The sequence below is a fragment of the Vagococcus zengguangii genome, from assembly GCF_005145005.1.
Taxonomy (GTDB): Bacteria; Bacillota; Bacilli; order Lactobacillales; family Vagococcaceae; genus Vagococcus_A; species Vagococcus_A zengguangii.
The window spans coordinates 945,177-963,987 of record NZ_CP039712.1 but is presented as its reverse complement, the minus strand read 5'-3'; the positions used below and the strand labels follow the sequence as shown (position 1 = coordinate 963,987).

Annotated in this window: 11 protein-coding genes, 2 pseudogenes and 1 other annotated feature; of the genes and pseudogenes, 5 read left to right on the top strand and 8 right to left on the bottom strand. The window is 35.5% G+C overall.

The features are described from left to right. Positions 1-43: 43 nt before the first annotated feature. The 4 genes from FA707_RS04490 to pflB form a co-directional block, all read right to left on the bottom strand. Entirely contained in the window at positions 44-967 is a 924-nt protein-coding gene (locus FA707_RS04490) for a manganese-dependent inorganic pyrophosphatase (protein WP_136953100.1), read from the bottom strand. 90 nt (positions 968-1,057) lie between these two features. Continuing rightward, positions 1,058-2,419 (bottom strand): aspartate ammonia-lyase, encoded by a 1,362-nt coding sequence (locus tag FA707_RS04485; protein WP_136953099.1) that lies wholly within the window; start codon positions 2,417-2,419, stop codon positions 1,058-1,060. A 211-nt stretch (positions 2,420-2,630) separates the two neighbouring features. Next, the gene (pflA, locus tag FA707_RS04480) at positions 2,631-3,389 is read right to left on the bottom strand and encodes a pyruvate formate-lyase-activating protein (RefSeq protein WP_136953098.1); all 759 of its coding nucleotides are present in this window, start codon (positions 3,387-3,389) and stop codon (positions 2,631-2,633) included. A 111-nt stretch (positions 3,390-3,500) separates the two neighbouring features. Next, entirely contained in the window at positions 3,501-5,747 is a 2,247-nt protein-coding gene (gene pflB / locus FA707_RS04475; protein ID WP_136953097.1) for a formate C-acetyltransferase, read from the bottom strand. 363 nt (positions 5,748-6,110) lie between these two features. On the opposite strand from pflB, the gene cls reads away from it, so the two are divergent. Then, on the top strand, positions 6,111-7,643 hold the full coding sequence (gene cls, locus FA707_RS04470) for a cardiolipin synthase (protein WP_136953096.1): 1,533 nt from the start codon (positions 6,111-6,113) through the stop codon (positions 7,641-7,643). Positions 7,644-7,694: 51 nt separating this feature from the next. Here the strand turns inward: cls and FA707_RS04465 are convergent, their stop codons facing one another. Together FA707_RS04465 and FA707_RS04460 are read right to left on the bottom strand one after the other, a co-directional pair. Further along, positions 7,695-8,351, bottom strand: a complete 657-nt coding sequence (locus FA707_RS04465) for a deoxynucleoside kinase (protein WP_136953095.1) — start codon at positions 8,349-8,351, stop codon at positions 7,695-7,697. A gap of 119 nt (positions 8,352-8,470) precedes the next feature. Then, positions 8,471-9,397, bottom strand: coding sequence for a magnesium transporter CorA family protein (locus FA707_RS04460; RefSeq protein ID WP_136953094.1), 927 nt, complete (start codon positions 9,395-9,397; stop codon positions 8,471-8,473). Between the two features lie 129 nt (positions 9,398-9,526). Between FA707_RS04460 and FA707_RS04455 the strand changes: the two genes are divergently transcribed. The 4 genes from FA707_RS04455 to feoB all read left to right on the top strand — a co-directional run bounded on the left by FA707_RS04455 (position 9,527) and on the right by feoB (position 16,190). Further along, positions 9,527-11,896 (top strand): ABC transporter ATP-binding protein/permease, encoded by a 2,370-nt coding sequence (locus FA707_RS04455; RefSeq protein ID WP_136953093.1) that lies wholly within the window; start codon positions 9,527-9,529, stop codon positions 11,894-11,896. 58 nt (positions 11,897-11,954) lie between these two features. Next, positions 11,955-12,154: a binding site (T-box leader), on the top strand. Between the two features lie 55 nt (positions 12,155-12,209). Next, positions 12,210-13,475, top strand: a complete 1,266-nt coding sequence (gene tyrS / locus FA707_RS04450) for a tyrosine--tRNA ligase (protein WP_136953092.1) — start codon at positions 12,210-12,212, stop codon at positions 13,473-13,475. 148 nt (positions 13,476-13,623) lie between these two features. Then, positions 13,624-14,076, top strand: coding sequence for a FeoA family protein (locus tag FA707_RS04445; protein WP_136953091.1), 453 nt, complete (start codon positions 13,624-13,626; stop codon positions 14,074-14,076). Further along, a complete protein-coding gene (feoB, locus tag FA707_RS04440) occupies positions 14,076-16,190 on the top strand; it encodes a ferrous iron transport protein B (protein ID WP_136953090.1) in 2,115 nt (704 codons plus the stop codon). Before FA707_RS04445 ends, feoB begins: the two co-directional genes overlap by 1 nt. Positions 16,191-16,244: 54 nt before the next feature. On the opposite strand, the pseudogene FA707_RS04435 reads toward feoB, so the two are convergent. Beyond that, positions 16,245-17,339 (bottom strand): annotated as a pseudogene (locus tag FA707_RS04435) (transposase); the annotation flags it as partial. A gap of 62 nt (positions 17,340-17,401) precedes the next feature. Next, positions 17,402-18,807 (bottom strand): annotated as a pseudogene (locus FA707_RS04430) (IS3 family transposase). Positions 18,808-18,811 lie beyond the last annotated feature (4 nt).

The window sequence follows — 18,811 nt, the reverse complement described above, 5'->3', positions numbered from 1 at the left end:
AAAAAAGGATGCAGCAACTTGAGCTACATCCTACGTGTCCACATTAAAATGATTCTGTTAATTGAGGGACTACTTGTTTTTTACGAGATACAACACCTTTTAATAAAGCAGTATTGTTTTCTAATGTCACGTTGAAGGCTTTTTCAACGTTTTCTTTTGGTTCACCTACGACTAAAATAACTGAATCACTATCTAAGATATTCGTCACGATTAAAACAAATAGGTCGTAGCCATTTGCTTCGTTTTGACCAGCCATTGCTGTTTCAACTGATGCTTGACGTGATAATACATCTTGAACGTCAACTGTATTAACTTGACCAATACGAACAACTTTGTCGCCCATATTAAAACTTTTTGCATCCATGTTTAATAAATCTTCATCAGATTTAGTCGCTAAATTAGTTCCCGCTTTTAACATGTTTAATCCATAAGTTTCCATATCAACTTCTGCGATAGCCGCTAATTTTTCCGCAACTTTCACATCTTCTTCGGTACATGTTGGAGATTTGAATAATAATGTATCTGAAATAATCGCTGATAACATTAAACCAGCTACGTCTTTAGGAATTGCTACTTCATGTTCTTGATACATTTTGTAAATAATCGTGTTTGTGCAACCTACAGGCTCAGCACGATAATATAATGGATTTGCTGTTTCAAAGTTAGCAATACGGTGATGATCAACAACTGCTAACACGTCTACCTCTTTAATATCTCCAACACTTTGTTGTGCTTCGTTGTGATCAACTAACATCACTTCTGTTGTTTCTGCTTTTGCACTTTCAATAATTCTTAATGGTGCGACACCAAATTCATTTAAAGCGTAAGCTGTTTCCTCGTTCATTTCGCCAAGTGCTACAGCTTCAGCATCTACTCCTAATTGTTGTTGTAAATACGCCATTGAAATCGCTGATGCAATGGTATCAGTATCTGGATTTTGATGGCCGAAAACTAAAACTTTAGACATATTCAATACCCCTATCTATTCTAATAAATTAATTACGCCATTATTATAGCATAAAACTTGAATATTTATGAGGCTAAACCTTAAAATCTTCTATTTTATTGTGACTTTCAAATCATTCAAGATGTCATCTGAAATATTAAAAATTTTCGCTACTTCTTTGACGGTCTTCCCTGACGCCACGGATTCTTTAGCGATATCCGCCGCCTGTTCATAGCCTATTTTTTCAGCTAGTGGTGTCGCCATATAAGTACTACGCTCTAAATTTTCTTGACAACGTTCACGATCTGCTTCAATTCCTTTAACACAATTTTCGTTAAAAGTTTGAATACCATTCGTAAGTGCTTCAAATGATTCGATTAATTTATAAAAAATTACTGGTTCAAACGCGTTCAATTCTAGTTGTCCATGTTCAGCGGCTAAACCGATGGTGACGTTATTTCCCATCACTAAAAACGCACACTGATTCATTACTTCTGGGATTACTGGATTAATTTTCCCTGGCATGATGGATGAACCATTTTGTCGTGCAGGTATTTTTATTTCTCCGATACCTGTTTTTGGACCTGAAGATAGCAAACGAATATCATTCGCCACTTTTGAAAGACTGACTGCGATCGCCTTTAAGGAATCAGAAAGAACCACGAAACTCTCTACGTTTTGAGTAGCATCTACTAAGTCGTCTGAAATGACTAAATTCTCCCCTGTAATTTCTCTTAATTTTTGAAGCGCTGTTTGTGACAACTCTGGATGAGCTGATATACCAGTCCCTATTGCCGTTCCACCAATATTAATAGCCTCAATTTCTGTTTTAGCAATCGATAACCGATGCATGCCACGTTTAATTACTGAATAGTAAGCATGGAACTCTTGCCCTAGTGTGATTGGCACTGCATCTTGCAATTGCGTACGACCTAATTTCATAATATCTTGAAACTCTACTGCTTTTTGTAAAAAAGTTTGACTTAATGCGTCCAATTGAGCCATTAATTTAGGGACTTTTTTCAACATGGTTAATTTGCCTGCGGTCGGATAAATATCATTCGTTGATTGTCCTCTATTAACATCATCATTTGGGTTAATTAATTTATAATCCCCCTTCTCCCCGCCTAACAACTCAATTGCACGATTTGCTAGCACTTCATTAATATTCATATTACTACTTGTTCCCGCGCCGCCTTGGATTGGATCCACTAAAATAGCCTCATGCAGTTTTCCATCAATCACTTCATCTGCTGCTTGTACAATTGCTTCAGCTTTTTCTTTTGACAATACATTTAATTCAGAATTTGCTTGTGCAACAGCTTTTTTCACTTCAGCTAAACTAATGATAAAGTCTCTATCTAATCTATGCCCTGTTATATTAAAATTATTTACCGCACGTTGCGTATGAACCCCATAATAACTATCTTGTGGTATTTCTAAGTATCCCACACTATCTTTTTCGATTCTCATAGTTGTCCCTCCACTATTGAAAACGCTTTATTTTTATACTTCTATTATACTCAATTTGTTAAACAAAACATAAATATTGAGCAAAACTATTCAATTTCTTAGAACTCTTTCATAATCTTATAAGCATTCAAATCCTGATTGCTCTGTTTTAAGGCACAACTAAAAAACTAGCTTAGTAAACATTTTTCTTGTTTACTAAGCTAGTCTAACACTATTCTTTATAGCCTGTATAATCAGCACAATGTAATAATTCTTGAGCATTTTTTACACGTTCTTGAGTGGGTGGATCAATACCTTCTAATGGGTAATCAATACCTAACTCTTTCCATTTGAAAATCCCCATACGGTGATACGGTAATACTTCAACCTTCTTCACATTGTTCAATGTTTTAATAAAATCACCTAAGCGAATTAAGTATTCGTCATAATCTGTACGTTCAGGTACTAGCACGTGGCGAATCCAAACAGGTTGGCCAATTTCAGATAAGTACTGTGCCATATCTAAAATATTATCATTGATATGTTGTGTCAATTCACGATGTCCTTCACGGTCGATATGTTTAATATCAAACAGAATCAAGTCAGTGTATTCCAATAACTCATTAAATTTACTAAACCATGGATCACGACGTGTAAATGGTTTACCACAACTATCAATTGTCGTATGAATGCCTAATTTTTTTGCTTTTTTGAACACTTCTAATAAGAAGTCTAATTGTAGTAACGGTTCACCACCACTAATGGTAATACCACCTTCTTCACCCCAATAGCTTCTAAATCTTAAAGCTTCTTCGATAATTTCATCGGCTGTTACCTGTTTCCCAGCATTTAAATCCCACGTATCGGGATTATGGCAAAATTGACAACGCATATGACACCCTTGAGTGAAAACGACAAAACGCACACCTGGTCCATCTACGGTCCCAAAATTTTCTGTAGAATGAATTCTACCTAAAACGGAGTTAGTCATAATTCTTCCTCTTTTCTGTTCTATAGATCACATAGTATAAGAATAACAGAATTTATTTAAAAAGAAAAACTGGGAAAACGCAGCTTCCCAGTTTTTATCTAAGCTATCTTCTTACAGTCTGTCGTGTGAAGTTCTTGAGATAACGTCTGCTTGTTGTTCTGGTGTTAAGTCACGGAATTTGACAGCGTATCCTGATACACGAATGGTTAAGTTTGGATATTTTTCTGGATGTTTTTGAGCATCTAATAATAATTCGTTAGTAAATACGTTAACGTTTAAGTGGTAACCACCATTGTTGAAGTAACCGTCCATCACGTTACGTAAGTTGTCGATACGCATTGTATCATCTTTACCTAAACCGTTTGGATTAATTGTTTGTGTATTTGAAATACCATCTAAAGCGTTTGTATATTCTAAACGAGCTGTTGAGTTTAATGATGCTAGAAGACCATTTTTCTCACCTAAGAATTTACCGTCTTGATAAGATGGGTTAGCACCAGGTGCTAATGGCTTACCTGCACGACGTCCGTCTGGTGTGTTACCAGTAGCTTTACCGTAAACAACGTTAGAAGTGATGGTTAATAATGACGTTGTTGGTTTAGCACCACGGTAAGTATGTTGACGTTTAATTTGTGTCATGAAGTATTCTAAGATCCAGTTAGCCATAGCATCTGCTTCTTCGTTATCGTTACCGTATGTTGGGAATTCATTTTGTGGCACATAGTCTACAGCTAAACCATCTTCATCACGGATAACTTTAACATTACCATGTTTGATAGCCATAACAGAGTCAGCCGCATGTGAAATACCAGCAATACCAGTTGCAAATGTACGTTGTAAATCACTTTCCATGAAGGCTAATTGTGGTGCTTCATAAGCGTATTTGTCATGCATGTAGTGGATTACGTTTAATGTATTAACATATAATTCAGCTAACCAGTCCATGATATCTTTGAAACGATCGATGAACTCATCGTAATCTAAGCTATCGCCAGTCATTGGACGGAATTTAGGCGCAACTTGCATTTTAGTTTTCTCATCAACACCACCGTTGATTGCATATAATACAGCTTTTGCTAAGTTAGCACGAGCTCCGAAGAACTGCATGTCTTTACCCATAACTGTTGCAGATACACAACATGCGATAGCGCAGTCATCTGAACCCCAGTTAGCACGTAATAAATCATCGTTTTCAAATTGGATTGAAGAACTTTCTTTTGCGATTTTCGCAGAGTATGTTCTGAATCCTTTTGGTAAGTGTGAAGAGTATAAAACAGTTAAGTTTGGTTCTGGTGATGGTCCCATGTTTGTTAATGTATGTAAGATACGGAAGTCGTTCTTAGTTACTAATGAACGGCCGTCGATACCCATACCGGCAATAGATAATGTCGCCCAAATTGGGTAACCTGAGAATAATTGGTTGTATTCTGGTGTACGAGCGAATTTAACCATACGTAGTTTCATGATTAAGTGATCGATCATTTCTTGTGCTTCAAATTCAGTAATTAAACCAGCTTCTAAATCGCGTTGGATATAGATATCTAAGAATGCTGAAATACGTCCGATAGACATTGCCGCACCATTTTGTGATTTGATTGCTGCTAAGTAACCAAAGTATAACCATTGGATAGCTTCTTGTGCATTGTTAGCTGGTGCTGAAATATCAAAACCATAAGAAGCTGCCATTTTTTTGATTTCTGATAGTGCACGGATCTGTTCTGAAATTTCTTCACGTAAACGAATCACATCGTCAGTCATCACCGTTGTTCCTGTGTTGTTTAAGTCTTTAACTTTTTGTTCGATTAAGAAGTCGATACCATATAAAGCTAAACGACGGTAGTCACCGATGATACGTCCACGACCATAAGCATCTGGTAAACCAGTGATAATTTTGTTTTTACGAGCTGAACGCATTTCAGGCGTGTAAGCATCGAATACCCCTTGGTTATGAGTTTTACGGTATTCAGTAAAGATTTTTGTCATTTCATCGCTAACTTCATAGCCGTTTGAAGCTAATGAGTTGTTAGCCATGTTGATACCACCGAAAGGCATAAATGCTTGTTTTAATGGTACATCAGTTTGTAAACCAACGATTTTTTCTTCTTCTTTAATTAAGTAACCTGGTTCATGAGAAGTGATAGTTGCTGGAATATCACTATCCATATCATAAACACCATTTTTTTCATGTTGTACATCAAATAATTCTTGTAATTTAGTCCATAATTTGTCAGTTGATGGAGCGATTGGCTCTAAGAAGCTGTCATCTCCAGTGTATTCTGTGTAGTTGTTTTGAATGAAGTCTCTAACGTTTACAGTTTCTTTCCATAAATTCCCTTTAAATCCGTCCCATTGTTTCATATGAGTGGACCTCCTCTATATTTATATAGCTTGATTGAAACAGCCTTACAAAAAGAGTATAACACATGATAAAAAAATCACAATAGGTGCAAGTTATTTTTTTTAAAATTATATAAGTTTTTTTAAAAAAACAACAGAAAACCCCTTCAAACCAACAAAATCAACCTTGTTAACAAACTAACAAAAGATACATCAGTTAGTGAAATATAATTCAAAAAACGACGAACTGTTATAAAACAACGATTTTATTGTTACAGAAAAAGGAACAGTTCATCAAACAATTGCAAACTCAAGTGAAAAATAATGCGATTTACACCTGTTTTCATGTATAATAAGAGCATCATTTATTTAAGGAGCCTAATAATGAAATTTTTACGTTCTGCAACCAACCGAATTGTTTTAACAGCAGTTCTCATATTAGTCCAATTGGGCCTACTATACATGCTGCTCATGCGATTTCAAACAAGCGCCAACTTTTTCTATATTGGCTATTTTATTGTCTCTACCATCGCTGTTTTAAGTATCATTAACAGTCGACGCAATCCGGCATACAAAATCGCTTGGCTAATACCCGTTACTTTGTTACCTTACCTTGGCGTCATGATCTATTTGATTTTTGGACGCCTGTATACAAAGAAAAGTTTTAAAAACAAAATGGATGAAGTGCATCAAAAAGAAATTGACGCAATTAACAAAACGTTTGACGTGCTAAATCCGCATGACGTGATGCCTAACGAAGATGCTGCCATTCATTCCACCTATTTATACAATTATGGTGACCTACCTCTTTTCCAAAATAGCACTAGCCGCTATTTAAAAATTGGAGAAGAAATGTTTGAAGAAATGAAAATCGAACTACGCAAAGGCGAAAGATATATTTTCATGGAGTACTTTATTATAGAAGAAGGCAAAATGTGGAATGAAATTTTAGAGATACTGGAAGAAAAAGTCGCTCAAGGTGTAGATGTTCGCCTGATTTACGATGACTTTGGGTGCTTGTTTAAATTACCATACAAATACAATGAAGTACTTGAAGCTAAGGGAATTAAAACTTGCATCTTCAATCCGATTGTCCCAGTTCTTTCATCTATATTTAACAATCGTGATCACCGAAAAATCATGGTCATTGATGGTAAAACAGCCTTCACAGGCGGGATAAATTTGGCTGATGAATACATTAATGAAGTCGAACGTTTTGGTCATTGGAAAGATACAGGAATTGTAATGAAAGGTGATATTGCTTGGGGATTCACTATCATGTTCCTCTCAATGTGGGATTTCTTACACGAAGAAGAAAATGATTACACCTTCTATTATCCCGGAAAAAATCGCGATTATGACAATCAAACCGGATTTTACCAACCATTTTCGGATAATCCGTTTACTTCCGAAGCGATTAGTATGTCTGTCTATTCAAACTTGATTAACCGCGCAAAAAAATATATCTATATCACAACACCCTATTTGATTATTGATAACACGTTAATGGATGCGTTGTGTAACGCTGCTAAATCAGGTATTGACGTTAGAATCCAAACACCTCATATCCCTGATAAATGGTACGCACATTCCGTTACTCGTTCTAATTACGATCAACTACTTGAAGCTGGTGTTAAAATCTTTGAATATACACCGGGATTCATTCATTCAAAAAGCATTGTGGTGGATGATTTATATGCTGTTGTTGGATCTATCAACCTTGACTTTAGAAGCCTCTATCTTCATCTAGAAAATGGTATTTGGATGTATGACACAGAAACTGTTCATGAAATTTATCAAGACTTTGTTGATGTTCAAGAAGTGTGTCATGAAGTGACTTTAGAGGATGCAAAAAGCGTCGGATGGTGGCGACATTTAGCACGAGCCGTTCTAAACGTCTTTGCACCGTTAATGTAAAAAAAGAAACTGTCGAATCTTTCCTTTTTGGAATACTCGACAGTTTTTTTATTATATTAAATTCATTTTCGTCAAAACTTCGTCTACTTGATGTATAAACGTTTCGCGATCTTCTTTAGAGTTTACGACGTCCATCTCATCCATGTTAATAATTAAGACTTCTGATGCTTTGTATTGTTCCATTACCCATTGATCATAATCTTTCCAAAGTGCGTAATAATAATCACACAACTCATCATCTTGCTCAAAATCGCGACCACGCTCAGCAATGCGACTCATTACCGTTTCAAAAGATCCTTGTAAATAGATCATCAAATCAGGCGCTTTTTTCGGTAATTCATCTAATTCTTCCATCATATTGTCTAATAGTTTTTCATACAATTTGAATTCAATATCTGAAATACGACCTAAGTCATTATTAACTTTTGCAAAATACCAATCTTCGTAAATTGAACGATCTAAGACATTATGCGGGTGCACCAATGCACGCTTTATGTCTTTAAAACGACTTTGTAAAAAATCTAATTGCAATAAAAAAGGATATCGTTTTGCTTCTTGTTCTTCAGGACTCGCTGTATAAAACAAAGGAAGGATATCATTCCCCTCTACTTTTTCAAAAAATACATCTGATTTTAAATGTTCACCAAGAATAGTGGCAACACTTGTCTTACCTAATCCAATCATTCCACCAACTACTATCATTACCATAAGTCCCCTCTCCTACGTCAAAATTCAAGACCTATATTATCATACTAATATTTCACCTAAAAAGCCAAATATATTTCCCCACTAGCCAAAGTAAAATTAGTCCTTTAAATGAAACACACCTAGAGCAATTTGATTTTTTTCAACACATAATAAATGATGAGCATAATTAGAACCATGACTCCTAACAAAATATAATAACCATTCGGGTTGCGAAGTTCTGGCATATTGATAAAATTCATTCCATAAATACCTGTTAATACCGTAATTGGCGTAACAAATACCGTGAACACCGTTAACTTATTTATCGTCGCATTCGTTACTGTATTAACTGTACTATCGTAAATTTCTAAAAGATGAACAGCCATTTCATATAAACTTAACGAATATTCATATACTCGATTGATACGCGAGTCAATATTTTGAACAAAAGACGCTTCTTCAGTTTTGATAAAACCATTTTTATTCAACAATAAGTCATCACTCACATATTGAAACATACGCATGTATTTTTTGGCTTTAAAACATTGATTCTTCATCATAATTATTTCTTCAATTTTAAAGTCCATCTCCATCTCAATAATATTATTTTCAATTTTAGTTAACGCTTCTTCAAATTCAAATAAACTTTCAAACATACGACTTAATGACCAGTCAATAACTTCTAAATAAGCTTGATTTAACGTTTTATTTTCAATAATCCCGATAATATCAGCCAAAAAATCTTGATGTAGTCGACCACCGTTTTGAACTTCTAAAATCAACAACTCCTGATTTAAATGTAGGCAAAAACGTTCAAATTCAAACATGTTGCTCTTTGGTGTTCGCTCAAAAAACAAATAGCTAAAATAATCATATTGCGACAGGGCTTCAAATCTAATCGGCAATTCCGTATGTTTATGATAATGTTTTGGCATTAAATCGAACCCCACTTTATCCATAACCTCAACAAGCTGTTGATTCGTTACAATTAAGATACTAGCTTTCTCACGTTGATAATGCCAACTTCCCAATAAATTAGGGTCTGATACAAAATTTAGAATTTCCATCACGAACCTCCTCGTTTCCTTTATTATTCTATAATTTACTGATTTGTTCAACTATTTACAAATTTATAAAATTACTTAATATTCGGTTCATCTTTCTATGATATGATAAATGGTAAGGGAGGCTATGCAATGCTTGAATTAAAAAATATTAGAAAAACATATCAACTCGGCGGTCAAGAAACTATCGCATTAGAAAATATCAATTTATCATTCAACCGTAACCAATTTGTTTCAATTCTAGGGCAAAGCGGCAGTGGTAAAACAACCTTATTAAATATCATTGGTGGATTAGATCAGTACACATCTGGCGATTTGCTAGTTGAAGGGACTTCTACAAAAACCTTTAAAGATAAAGACTGGGACAGTTATCGTAACACCACTATCGGCTTCGTCTTTCAAAGCTATAATTTAATTTCTCATTTATCTGTACTAGAAAATGTTAAAATGGCACTATCTTTAACCGGTGTTTCAACAAAGGAAGCTGAAAAACGCGCTTTAACTGCTCTTGATGAAGTAGGTTTGTCCGAACATGCTAAGAAGCGACCAAATCAGCTATCTGGAGGCCAAATGCAACGTGTGGCAATTGCTAGAGCACTCGTAAATAACCCCAAAATCTTACTAGCTGATGAGCCTACCGGCGCTTTAGACAGTAAAACAAGCATCCAGATTATGGAATTAATAAAAAGAATTAGCCATGACCGACTAGTTATTATGGTTACGCATAATCCGGAGCTTGCTGAACAATACAGTGATCGTATTATTCGTGTAGCGGATGGTTCAATTTTAGAAGACACAGTGCCTGTCAATGTGCTTAATGACTCAACCGAGAAATTCACAAAATCTAAAACGTCGATGTCATTTTTTACTGCCATTAAGTCTAGCATGAAAAACCTACTCACCAAAAAAACACGTACCGCATTAGTGACACTAGCTGGAAGTATTGGGATTATCAGTATCGGGCTAGTTCTTGCACTATCAAACGGAATGAAATCATACATCGATGATTTGCAAAAGGAAACGCTATCCGGTATTCCACTTACCATTAGCCAAACAAGTGCGGGTAATTTTGACTCAATGACCGAATCGCCTGATAAAAACAATACAAATCAATCTTCAAATGAAATAACTATTAAAGAACCAATCACTACCCACCAAAACATTTATAACGAAGATATTTTAGGAAATGGTGAAACGTTCATCGACTTTTTAGAGCGTGAGGCGAAAGGCAAATATTCAAACTTGACCTATGATACTGGCTATCAAATGAACGTTTTAACCAAAAACACTAACGGTGACATACAACAAGTAAAAAAAGAGGCAGCTGACCCTAGTAACCCTGCTTCAATGTTCTCAATGGGCTCTTTATTCGCCAAATTACCTGCAAACGGCGAAAATATTTTGTCACAATATGAAGTCATTGCTTCAGAGAACAAAGCGTTTACTTACCCAACTAATCAAAACGAATTAATCTTGTTTGTTAATTACGATAACACCTTAAACAAAGATATTAGCAAAGCGTTAGGTTTATCTAGCGAAGAGACTCAAGATGCCCAACAATTATTAGGAAAAGAATTCCGTATGATTGACAATGATTCTTTTTATGAAAAAAGTCCTGTCGGTAACTTCTTTATTAATCAAGTAATTGACGAAAGAATGTATGATAACGGCCTAGAAGCAAAAATTGTCGCAATTATGCGTCCGAAAGATGCTACTGCTACTCTAATTAGCGCTTCACTGGGTTACACCGAACAACTTGAAACAAAGATGTTAGCTAAAGAAAAAGACTCTGACATCATCAAGTTTATGAAGGAACATCCAAAAACAAACGCCTTATCACCTTCTAACGATGAAATCGATGAAGACACACATAAAAGCATTATGCAAACGCTAGGTGGGGATACTTCTCCTACTAACATTTCAATCTATCCTTCAACATTTGATGAACGTGAAGCCATTACAAAAGTCATCGGAGACTACAACCGACAAATCGCGAAAAAATTCGGAAAAAATTCGGATGACTATACGAAATATATGATTCAATATACTGATATGGCAGAAATGATGACAGGAATGATGACAACGATGCTAGACACCATTACCGTTATTCTGACTGCTTTTGCCGCTATTTCCTTAATCGTTTCTTCAGTAATGATTGGAATACTAACCTATGTGTCTGTTGTCGAACGTACAAAAGAAATAGGTATTATGCGTGCCTTAGGTGCTCGTAAGAAAGATATTACCCGAATTTTCAACGCCGAAGCTGGATTAATCGGGCTAATTTCAGGAATTGTAGGGGTTATGATTACCATGCTACTAACAATTCCAATTAACTCAATTGTTAGTAAATTGATAGATATGGATGGCTTTAATGCGTCATTGAAACCAGAATATGGATTAGCCTTAATCCTTCTATCAGTCATCTTAACGTTAGTCGCAGGTTTCATTCCTTCTAAAGGTGCTGCTAAAAAAGATCCCGTTGAAGCATTAAGAACGGAATAATCGGTGCAAAGGGTTGACTTTTAGATACTAAATCAGTAAGATGAACGATAGATACAGAAACTTAATGGAGCACAGTAGACATTTATCCCTGTTTTTTAGAGAGCTAAAGTTTGGTGAAATTTAGCACAAATAAATGATTGAATTACACTCTATCAACTATTAAGTGGTCCCCTCCCATTATCGAGGGATAAAGTGGTGTATTAACTATACACAAACTGGGTGGTACCACGGAGTTAACTTGTCAATTTCGTCCCTGTAGAGCATTGCTCTGCAGGGACTTTTTTTATACCCACATACGAAAGGAAGACAAAACATGAATATTATCGATGAATTAACATGGCGCGACGCCATCAACCAACAAACCGACGCTGAAGGTTTAAGAGACTATGTTGAAAACAACAAAATTTCTTTATACTGCGGTGTAGACCCAACTGGCGACAGCATGCATATCGGGCATTTAATCCCCTTCATGATGTTGAAACGATTCCAAATGTTTGGCCATCACCCTTACATCTTAATCGGTGGTGCAACAGGTTCTATTGGTGATCCAAGTGGGCGTACAAGTGAACGTCAGTTACAGACGATGGAACAAGTTCAACATAACGTAGAAAAATTAACAGCTCAAATGGAAAAACTATTTTTCAGCAAAGATAACGAGCAAGATCTAACATTAGTCAACAACTACGATTGGACTAGTAACTTAACATTGTTAGACTTTTTACGAGACTACGGTAAGAGCTTCAATGTCAATACAATGTTAGCTAAAGATATCGTTGCAAGTCGTTTAGAAACTGGGATTTCATTCACTGAATTTACCTACCAAATTTTACAATCAATGGACTTCTTACATTTGCACCAAAATCATAACGTCAGTTTGCAAGTAGGTGGCGCGGATCAGTGGGGTAATATTACAGCTGGTTTAGAATTAATTCGTAAACAAGTTGGACCTGAAGCCAAAGCTTTCGGATTAACGATTCCTTTAATGTTAAAAGCTGACGGCACAAAATTTGGTAAAACAGCTGGTGGCGCTGTCTGGTTAGATCCAGAAAAAACGTCACCTTACGAATTCTACCAATTCTGGTTAAACCAAGATGACCGAGATGTTGTGAAATACTTAAAATTCTTTACCTTCTTAACTAAAGAAGAAATTGAAGAATTAGCAGCTAAGGTTGAAACAGAACCTCACAAACGCGAAGCACAAAAAACATTAGCAAAAGAAATGACATTATTTGTTCATGGTGAAGAAGCCTTAAATGACGCATTAACCATTACAGATGCCCTATTCTCTGGTGACGTGAAACAATTATCAGCTCGTCAAATTGAAGAAGGTTTCAAAAACATGCCAACTGCTGAAATAGGTAAAGATGATATGAACCTTATCGATTGGTTGATTGAAACAAAAATCGAACCATCAAAACGTCAAGCACGTGAAGATGTAACAAATGGTGCTATCTCAATCAATGGCGAAAAAGTGCGTGATGTTGAGTTTGTGATTACTAAAGACAACTCATTTGAAGAAAAATTCATTATCGTGCGTAAAGGTAAGAAAAAATACACCCTGATTAAATTAGTCGACTAATAAGCTTAACCTCCCTAATAATTTTAGGGAGGTTTTTTTAACCTTTGATTGACATTGAGAGGAAATGAACTTATGATTAAGACAATTGATAATGATTATCATTACCAATAAATCAATCGATTAAGAGGATTGGTTAGGAGGAACTTGAATGAAACCTATTCATCTTTGTGAAAAAGGGAACAACTACAAGATTACAGCTGTTTCAAACGACATTGCTAGTAAATTTCCAGAACTACTGAATAATAATTGGTATTTAGCAAATAAAACATCTCATCGACTTACCCTTACTAATCAAAAAAGCTATCAATTAACGATTAAGGAAGCAAAACAAATCCTTGCTGTAATAAATAATGAAGCTGATAAATTTGTCAGTTTGTCCGATCTCTCGACTAATCAAATTGGCACAATCGTCGGAATCAATCACCGTGATACACGATTGAAAAAACATTTAATGGAGATGGGATTTACAACCAATACCACCGTTAAATTAAGAAAAAGAGCACCTTTGGGAGACCCACTTGAGCTAGAACTTCGCGGTTATTCTATAAGTTTAAGAAAAGCTGATGCCCAACATATTTTAGTTAAAGAGGTGGCGAAATAATGACTCACGGCGAAATTGCTTTAACAGGAAATCCTAATAGCGGCAAAACGAGTTTATTCAATAAATTAACAGGTGGCAATCAGCATGTTGGTAATTGGCCTGGTGTCACGGTCGAAAAGAAAACAGGAACCTTGCTTAACACAAGTCAAACCGTTCAGGATCTACCTGGTATTTACTCACTTTCTCCCTACTCACCTGAAGAAATTGTGACTCGTAATTACTTATTTTCAGAACAAGCCAAAACAATTATCAATATTATTGATGCGACTAATCTTGAACGTAGTCTATATTTAACCCTACAATTAATCGAACTAGGTAAACCAATAATTTTAGCCATTAATATGATAGACCTATTAGCTGACCAACATTTGGTATTGGATCTTCATACATTATCTACCCGTTTAAACATACCTGTTTGCGGAATTAGTGCCAAAAGAAATAAAGGCTTAGCCCAATTAGAAAAACAACTTCTAAAACAACCTAACGAGCGTCCTTTCCTTGAATATGATCAGCGTCTAGAAACTGCCCTATCAGAGATTAGCAGCATTATTAAACATAAAGCAGCTCCTGATAAACAGCGTTTGTATGCTATAAAATTATTTGAAAAAGAACCTGAAATAATAGACCGACTGAGCTTATCAACAAGCGAACGCCAAGAAATCGAAGAGATTATTGATATAACCGAACAAATTTTCAACCTCGAACATTACGAAATCATTATTCAAGCCCGTTATCAACTCGTAGATGAACTAGTCAAACAAGTCTTAATCAAAACGGATTCTAAACATGTAGCATTCCAACATCGTCTGGATAAAATATTGACGAATAAATGGTTAGGGTTACCTATTTTTGCGGTGATTATGTGGAGTGTCTATTATTTATCCATTCAATCAATAGGCGCAATTGGTACCGACTGGGTAAACGATGTATTATTTGGTGAACTCGTGCCAAAAGCCCTAACTAGTTGGTTCGCTAATTGGCAAGTAGCAAATTGGCTCCAAGCGTTAATTTTAGATGGTATTGTAGCAGGAGTCGGAGCAGTTATTGGTTTTGTCCCCCAGCTATGTGTCTTGTTTATTTGTTTAAATTTACTAGAAGATTCTGGCTACATGGCTCGGATTGCCTTTGTCTTAGACCGGATTTTCAGACGCTTTGGCTTATCAGGTAAATCATTCATCCCTATGCTTGTTTCTTCTGGTTGCGGTGTGCCAGGCATTATGGCCTGTCGTACCATCGAATCTGAACAAGAAAGACGAATGACCATTATGACAACGACCTTTATTCCCTGTTCTGCTAAATTACCAGTAATAGGGCTTATTGCCAGTGTCTTCTTCCCTCGCAACAGTTTAATCGCGCCACTCGCCTATTTCATAGGGATGGGAGCCATTATCCTATCAGGCTTATTATTGCAAAAATTAAACTACTTTAAACATCAAAAAACTAGCTTCGTCATGGAGCTACCACAGTATCATTTACCAGAATTAAAAAGTGTGTTGAAGGTCACATGGCATCGTACATTAGCCTTTGTAAAAAATGCAGGCTCAATCATCTTTGTCAGTTCGATAGCCATTTGGTTTTTATCAAACTATAATTTTGCTTTACAAAAAGTCGGGACAGACCATAGTATCTTAGCTACTCTTGGAAAATTCATTGCTTATTTATTCAGTCCCCTTGGTTTTGGTAATTGGCAAACGACTGTCAGCACGATAATGGGGCTAGTTGCAAAAGAAAACATTGTCGGGACGATGAGTATCTTAGCACCACAGACTGGTATACAATCCTTATTAAGCCCACAAGCAGCCTTATCGTTCTTAATTTTCAACTTATTATGCGCACCGTGTTTTGCGGCAATTGGCGCAATCAGACGTGAAATGAACCAAACAAAATGGACACTAATGACCATTGGCTATCAATGTGGATTTGCGTATATCGTAAGTTTTTGCTACTATCAATTAGCTCAGAGCATCGCTAATCAACATCTTTCAATTAGCACCCTGATTGCTTACCTGATTGTTATCGTAACAGTTTATATTCTCATTAAACCTAGAAAAGACATGACATCTACCGCTGAAGACACGTTGTGTGGTATTTCAATCAACTATGGGGGTGAATAAGTTGGCAACATTCCTTATCTCATTAATTATTTTAGCGTTAGTAACTCGAGTTATTTATAAAAAAATGATAAAAAAAAAATCCGGTTGCAACTGTGGTACTAATGAATGTCCTACTAAACAAACATTGAATAAATAACAAAAAGAGGCTGTGACAAAAGTTAGTGTTATTAGTCTAAAATAAAAAATCCGAAACGGACAAAAAGTGTTATTTTTCGTTTGTTTCGGATTTTTTCTATTTTCTATGTCTTTCTGCGTCTCCCAAGACGCTAATTTCATCATATTTAGCGCCAAGGAAACAATACCGGTTTCCTTGAGAACTTTTCCAAGTCCTCTCACAGAGAAACGAGTGAAGCCCAAAGAAGCCTTCATCCGTCCGAAAACTGGTTCCACATCAATCTTACGTTTAGCGTAAATTTTTCCAGTTTCTTTCGTTGAAAGAAAATCTCGTTGCTTCGCTTTATAATATTCCCATGAAGGATTAATCATTATTTTTCTTATGTGGCCTTTGGCTGTTAACGCAGCAGGAATTTCTTCACGATTTTCGTCATATTTTTCTGCCACATATTCCTTGAAATCACGTGAAAAACCGTCTTTGTCTGTGCGTTTTCGATACGTATTAAAATTAAAACGGACTCCTTTTGGGTCAATATAATAGTCTTCTTTTTCTTCGTAAAACCAATTCATTACCTTTTTATCATCTGACTGCCATTTCTTACTATTTTCTTTCAACATTGTCCCGTACGGGATTAATGAGGTATGTTGAGATAATTTGTCTTCTAGATATTGATAGTTACTTTCTGAACCATAACCTGCATCTGCTACTATATACATTGCATCCTTTTCTGCTAAATTCATTTTTTCTAAGAAAGGGATTAACGTTTTAGTATCTGTTGGATTTTGGTAAACATCATAGCCTACGATAAATTGCTTGCTCGTAGCAATTTGCAGATTATAAGCTGGCTTAAGCTGACCATTTTTCATGTGATCTTCTTTTACTCTCATGAAAGTGGCATCGTGATCAGTTTTTGAAAAGCTGTTTCGTTTCCCGAAAGTCTTAAATTGCTTTTGATGTTCTAGCATTTTAGCTCGACGTGCAGCTAATTTTCTTTTAGTTGATTTTAAAGAACGTCGTTCTTGTTTAGCAGGGTTTGTAGTGAACCCCAAAAGTTAGACTTTATTCGGAGTAGAGAAATCTGCTCCGATTTTTTATTTTATGCAGCTAATTTTAGTCGATAAGCCACTGGGCTTAAACCATCTAATTTCACTTTAATTCTCTTATGATTGTAGTAGTGAATCCATTTTTCTATTGCCTCTTTTAATTCTTCAAAACTATGAAAGACTTTACCATAATACATTTCTTGCTTTAATAACCCAAAGAAATTTTCCATTAGAGAATTGTCTAAACAGTTTCCCTTACGGGACATACTTTGGAATATTTTATTATCCTTTAGACATTTAGAATAATTTTTCATTTGATAAGCCCATCCTTGATCAGAATGGAAAGTTCGACGATAGGGACAATCGCTTGTTCGTTCAATAGCTGCTAATTGAGCTTGCTCAATCGATTTTGCGTTCGGGTGATTAGAAATAGCGTAAGAAATAATTTCGCTATTGAACATGTCTAAGTAGGGATCTAAGTAGAGTTTTTTAACGGTTAAAATCCCATTATTTTTTTCATAGTATTTGAATTCCGTTGTATCAGTTGTGATTTTTTGATGAGGGATAGACGTATAGAATTTTCTGTGAATTCTATTTTTTGCTATTAGCCCTACTTTACCTTTATATGAGCTATATTTACGAGACTTACGCATAAACTTAATGACTTTCAATCCTAATTTCTTCATAATTCTCAAAACTTTTTTATGGTTAACCGTTCTTCCTCGAGTTTTAAGTTCGTTGGTAATACGTCTATAACCATATCGTTCTTCATGTTCATAAAAAATACTGGTAATTTCTTCCTCTAATTCTTTGTTTGGATTATCCATTTCAAAACGTTTTTGCCAATACATATAAGTAGCTTTTGGGAATTCTAACTCTGTTAGAAGCTCAACTAATTTGAATTGTCCTCGGAGGCTATGGATGATTTTCGCAAGTGTTTCATTTGTTGTTGGGCTTCCATTTTTCTTAGCTTCCTCAATTCCTTTAAATAGGCATTCTGTATTTCTAATGAGCGAACTCGTTTTTCTAATTCTTCAATCCGCTCTTGATCTGTTTGATTAGCTGGGTATGCTGCTGATTTGTTAGTTTTTTTAGGCATATTAGTTGGTCGACCTTTCTTACTGGAAAGTCCTTGAATGCCATTCTCTCTGAACTTTTTTACCCATCCAGCTAAAAGAGAATAGTTTGTTATTCCTAAACCGTTGCTAATTTCACGATAGGATTTTCCGCTTGTTTCATATAACTCTATCGCATCTAACTTAAATTGAACAGAATAACTTTTATTTATTTGACTACGACGTAGTCCAGACTCGCCAAATTCCTTATAAGTACGTATCCAATGCTCAACTTGAGATTTATTTTTAATTTGGTACTTATTAGCTAAATATTGATAACCACCATAGCCTTTTAAATAATCTATAACTACTTTCATTTTAAATTCTTCATCATATTTCACCATAAAA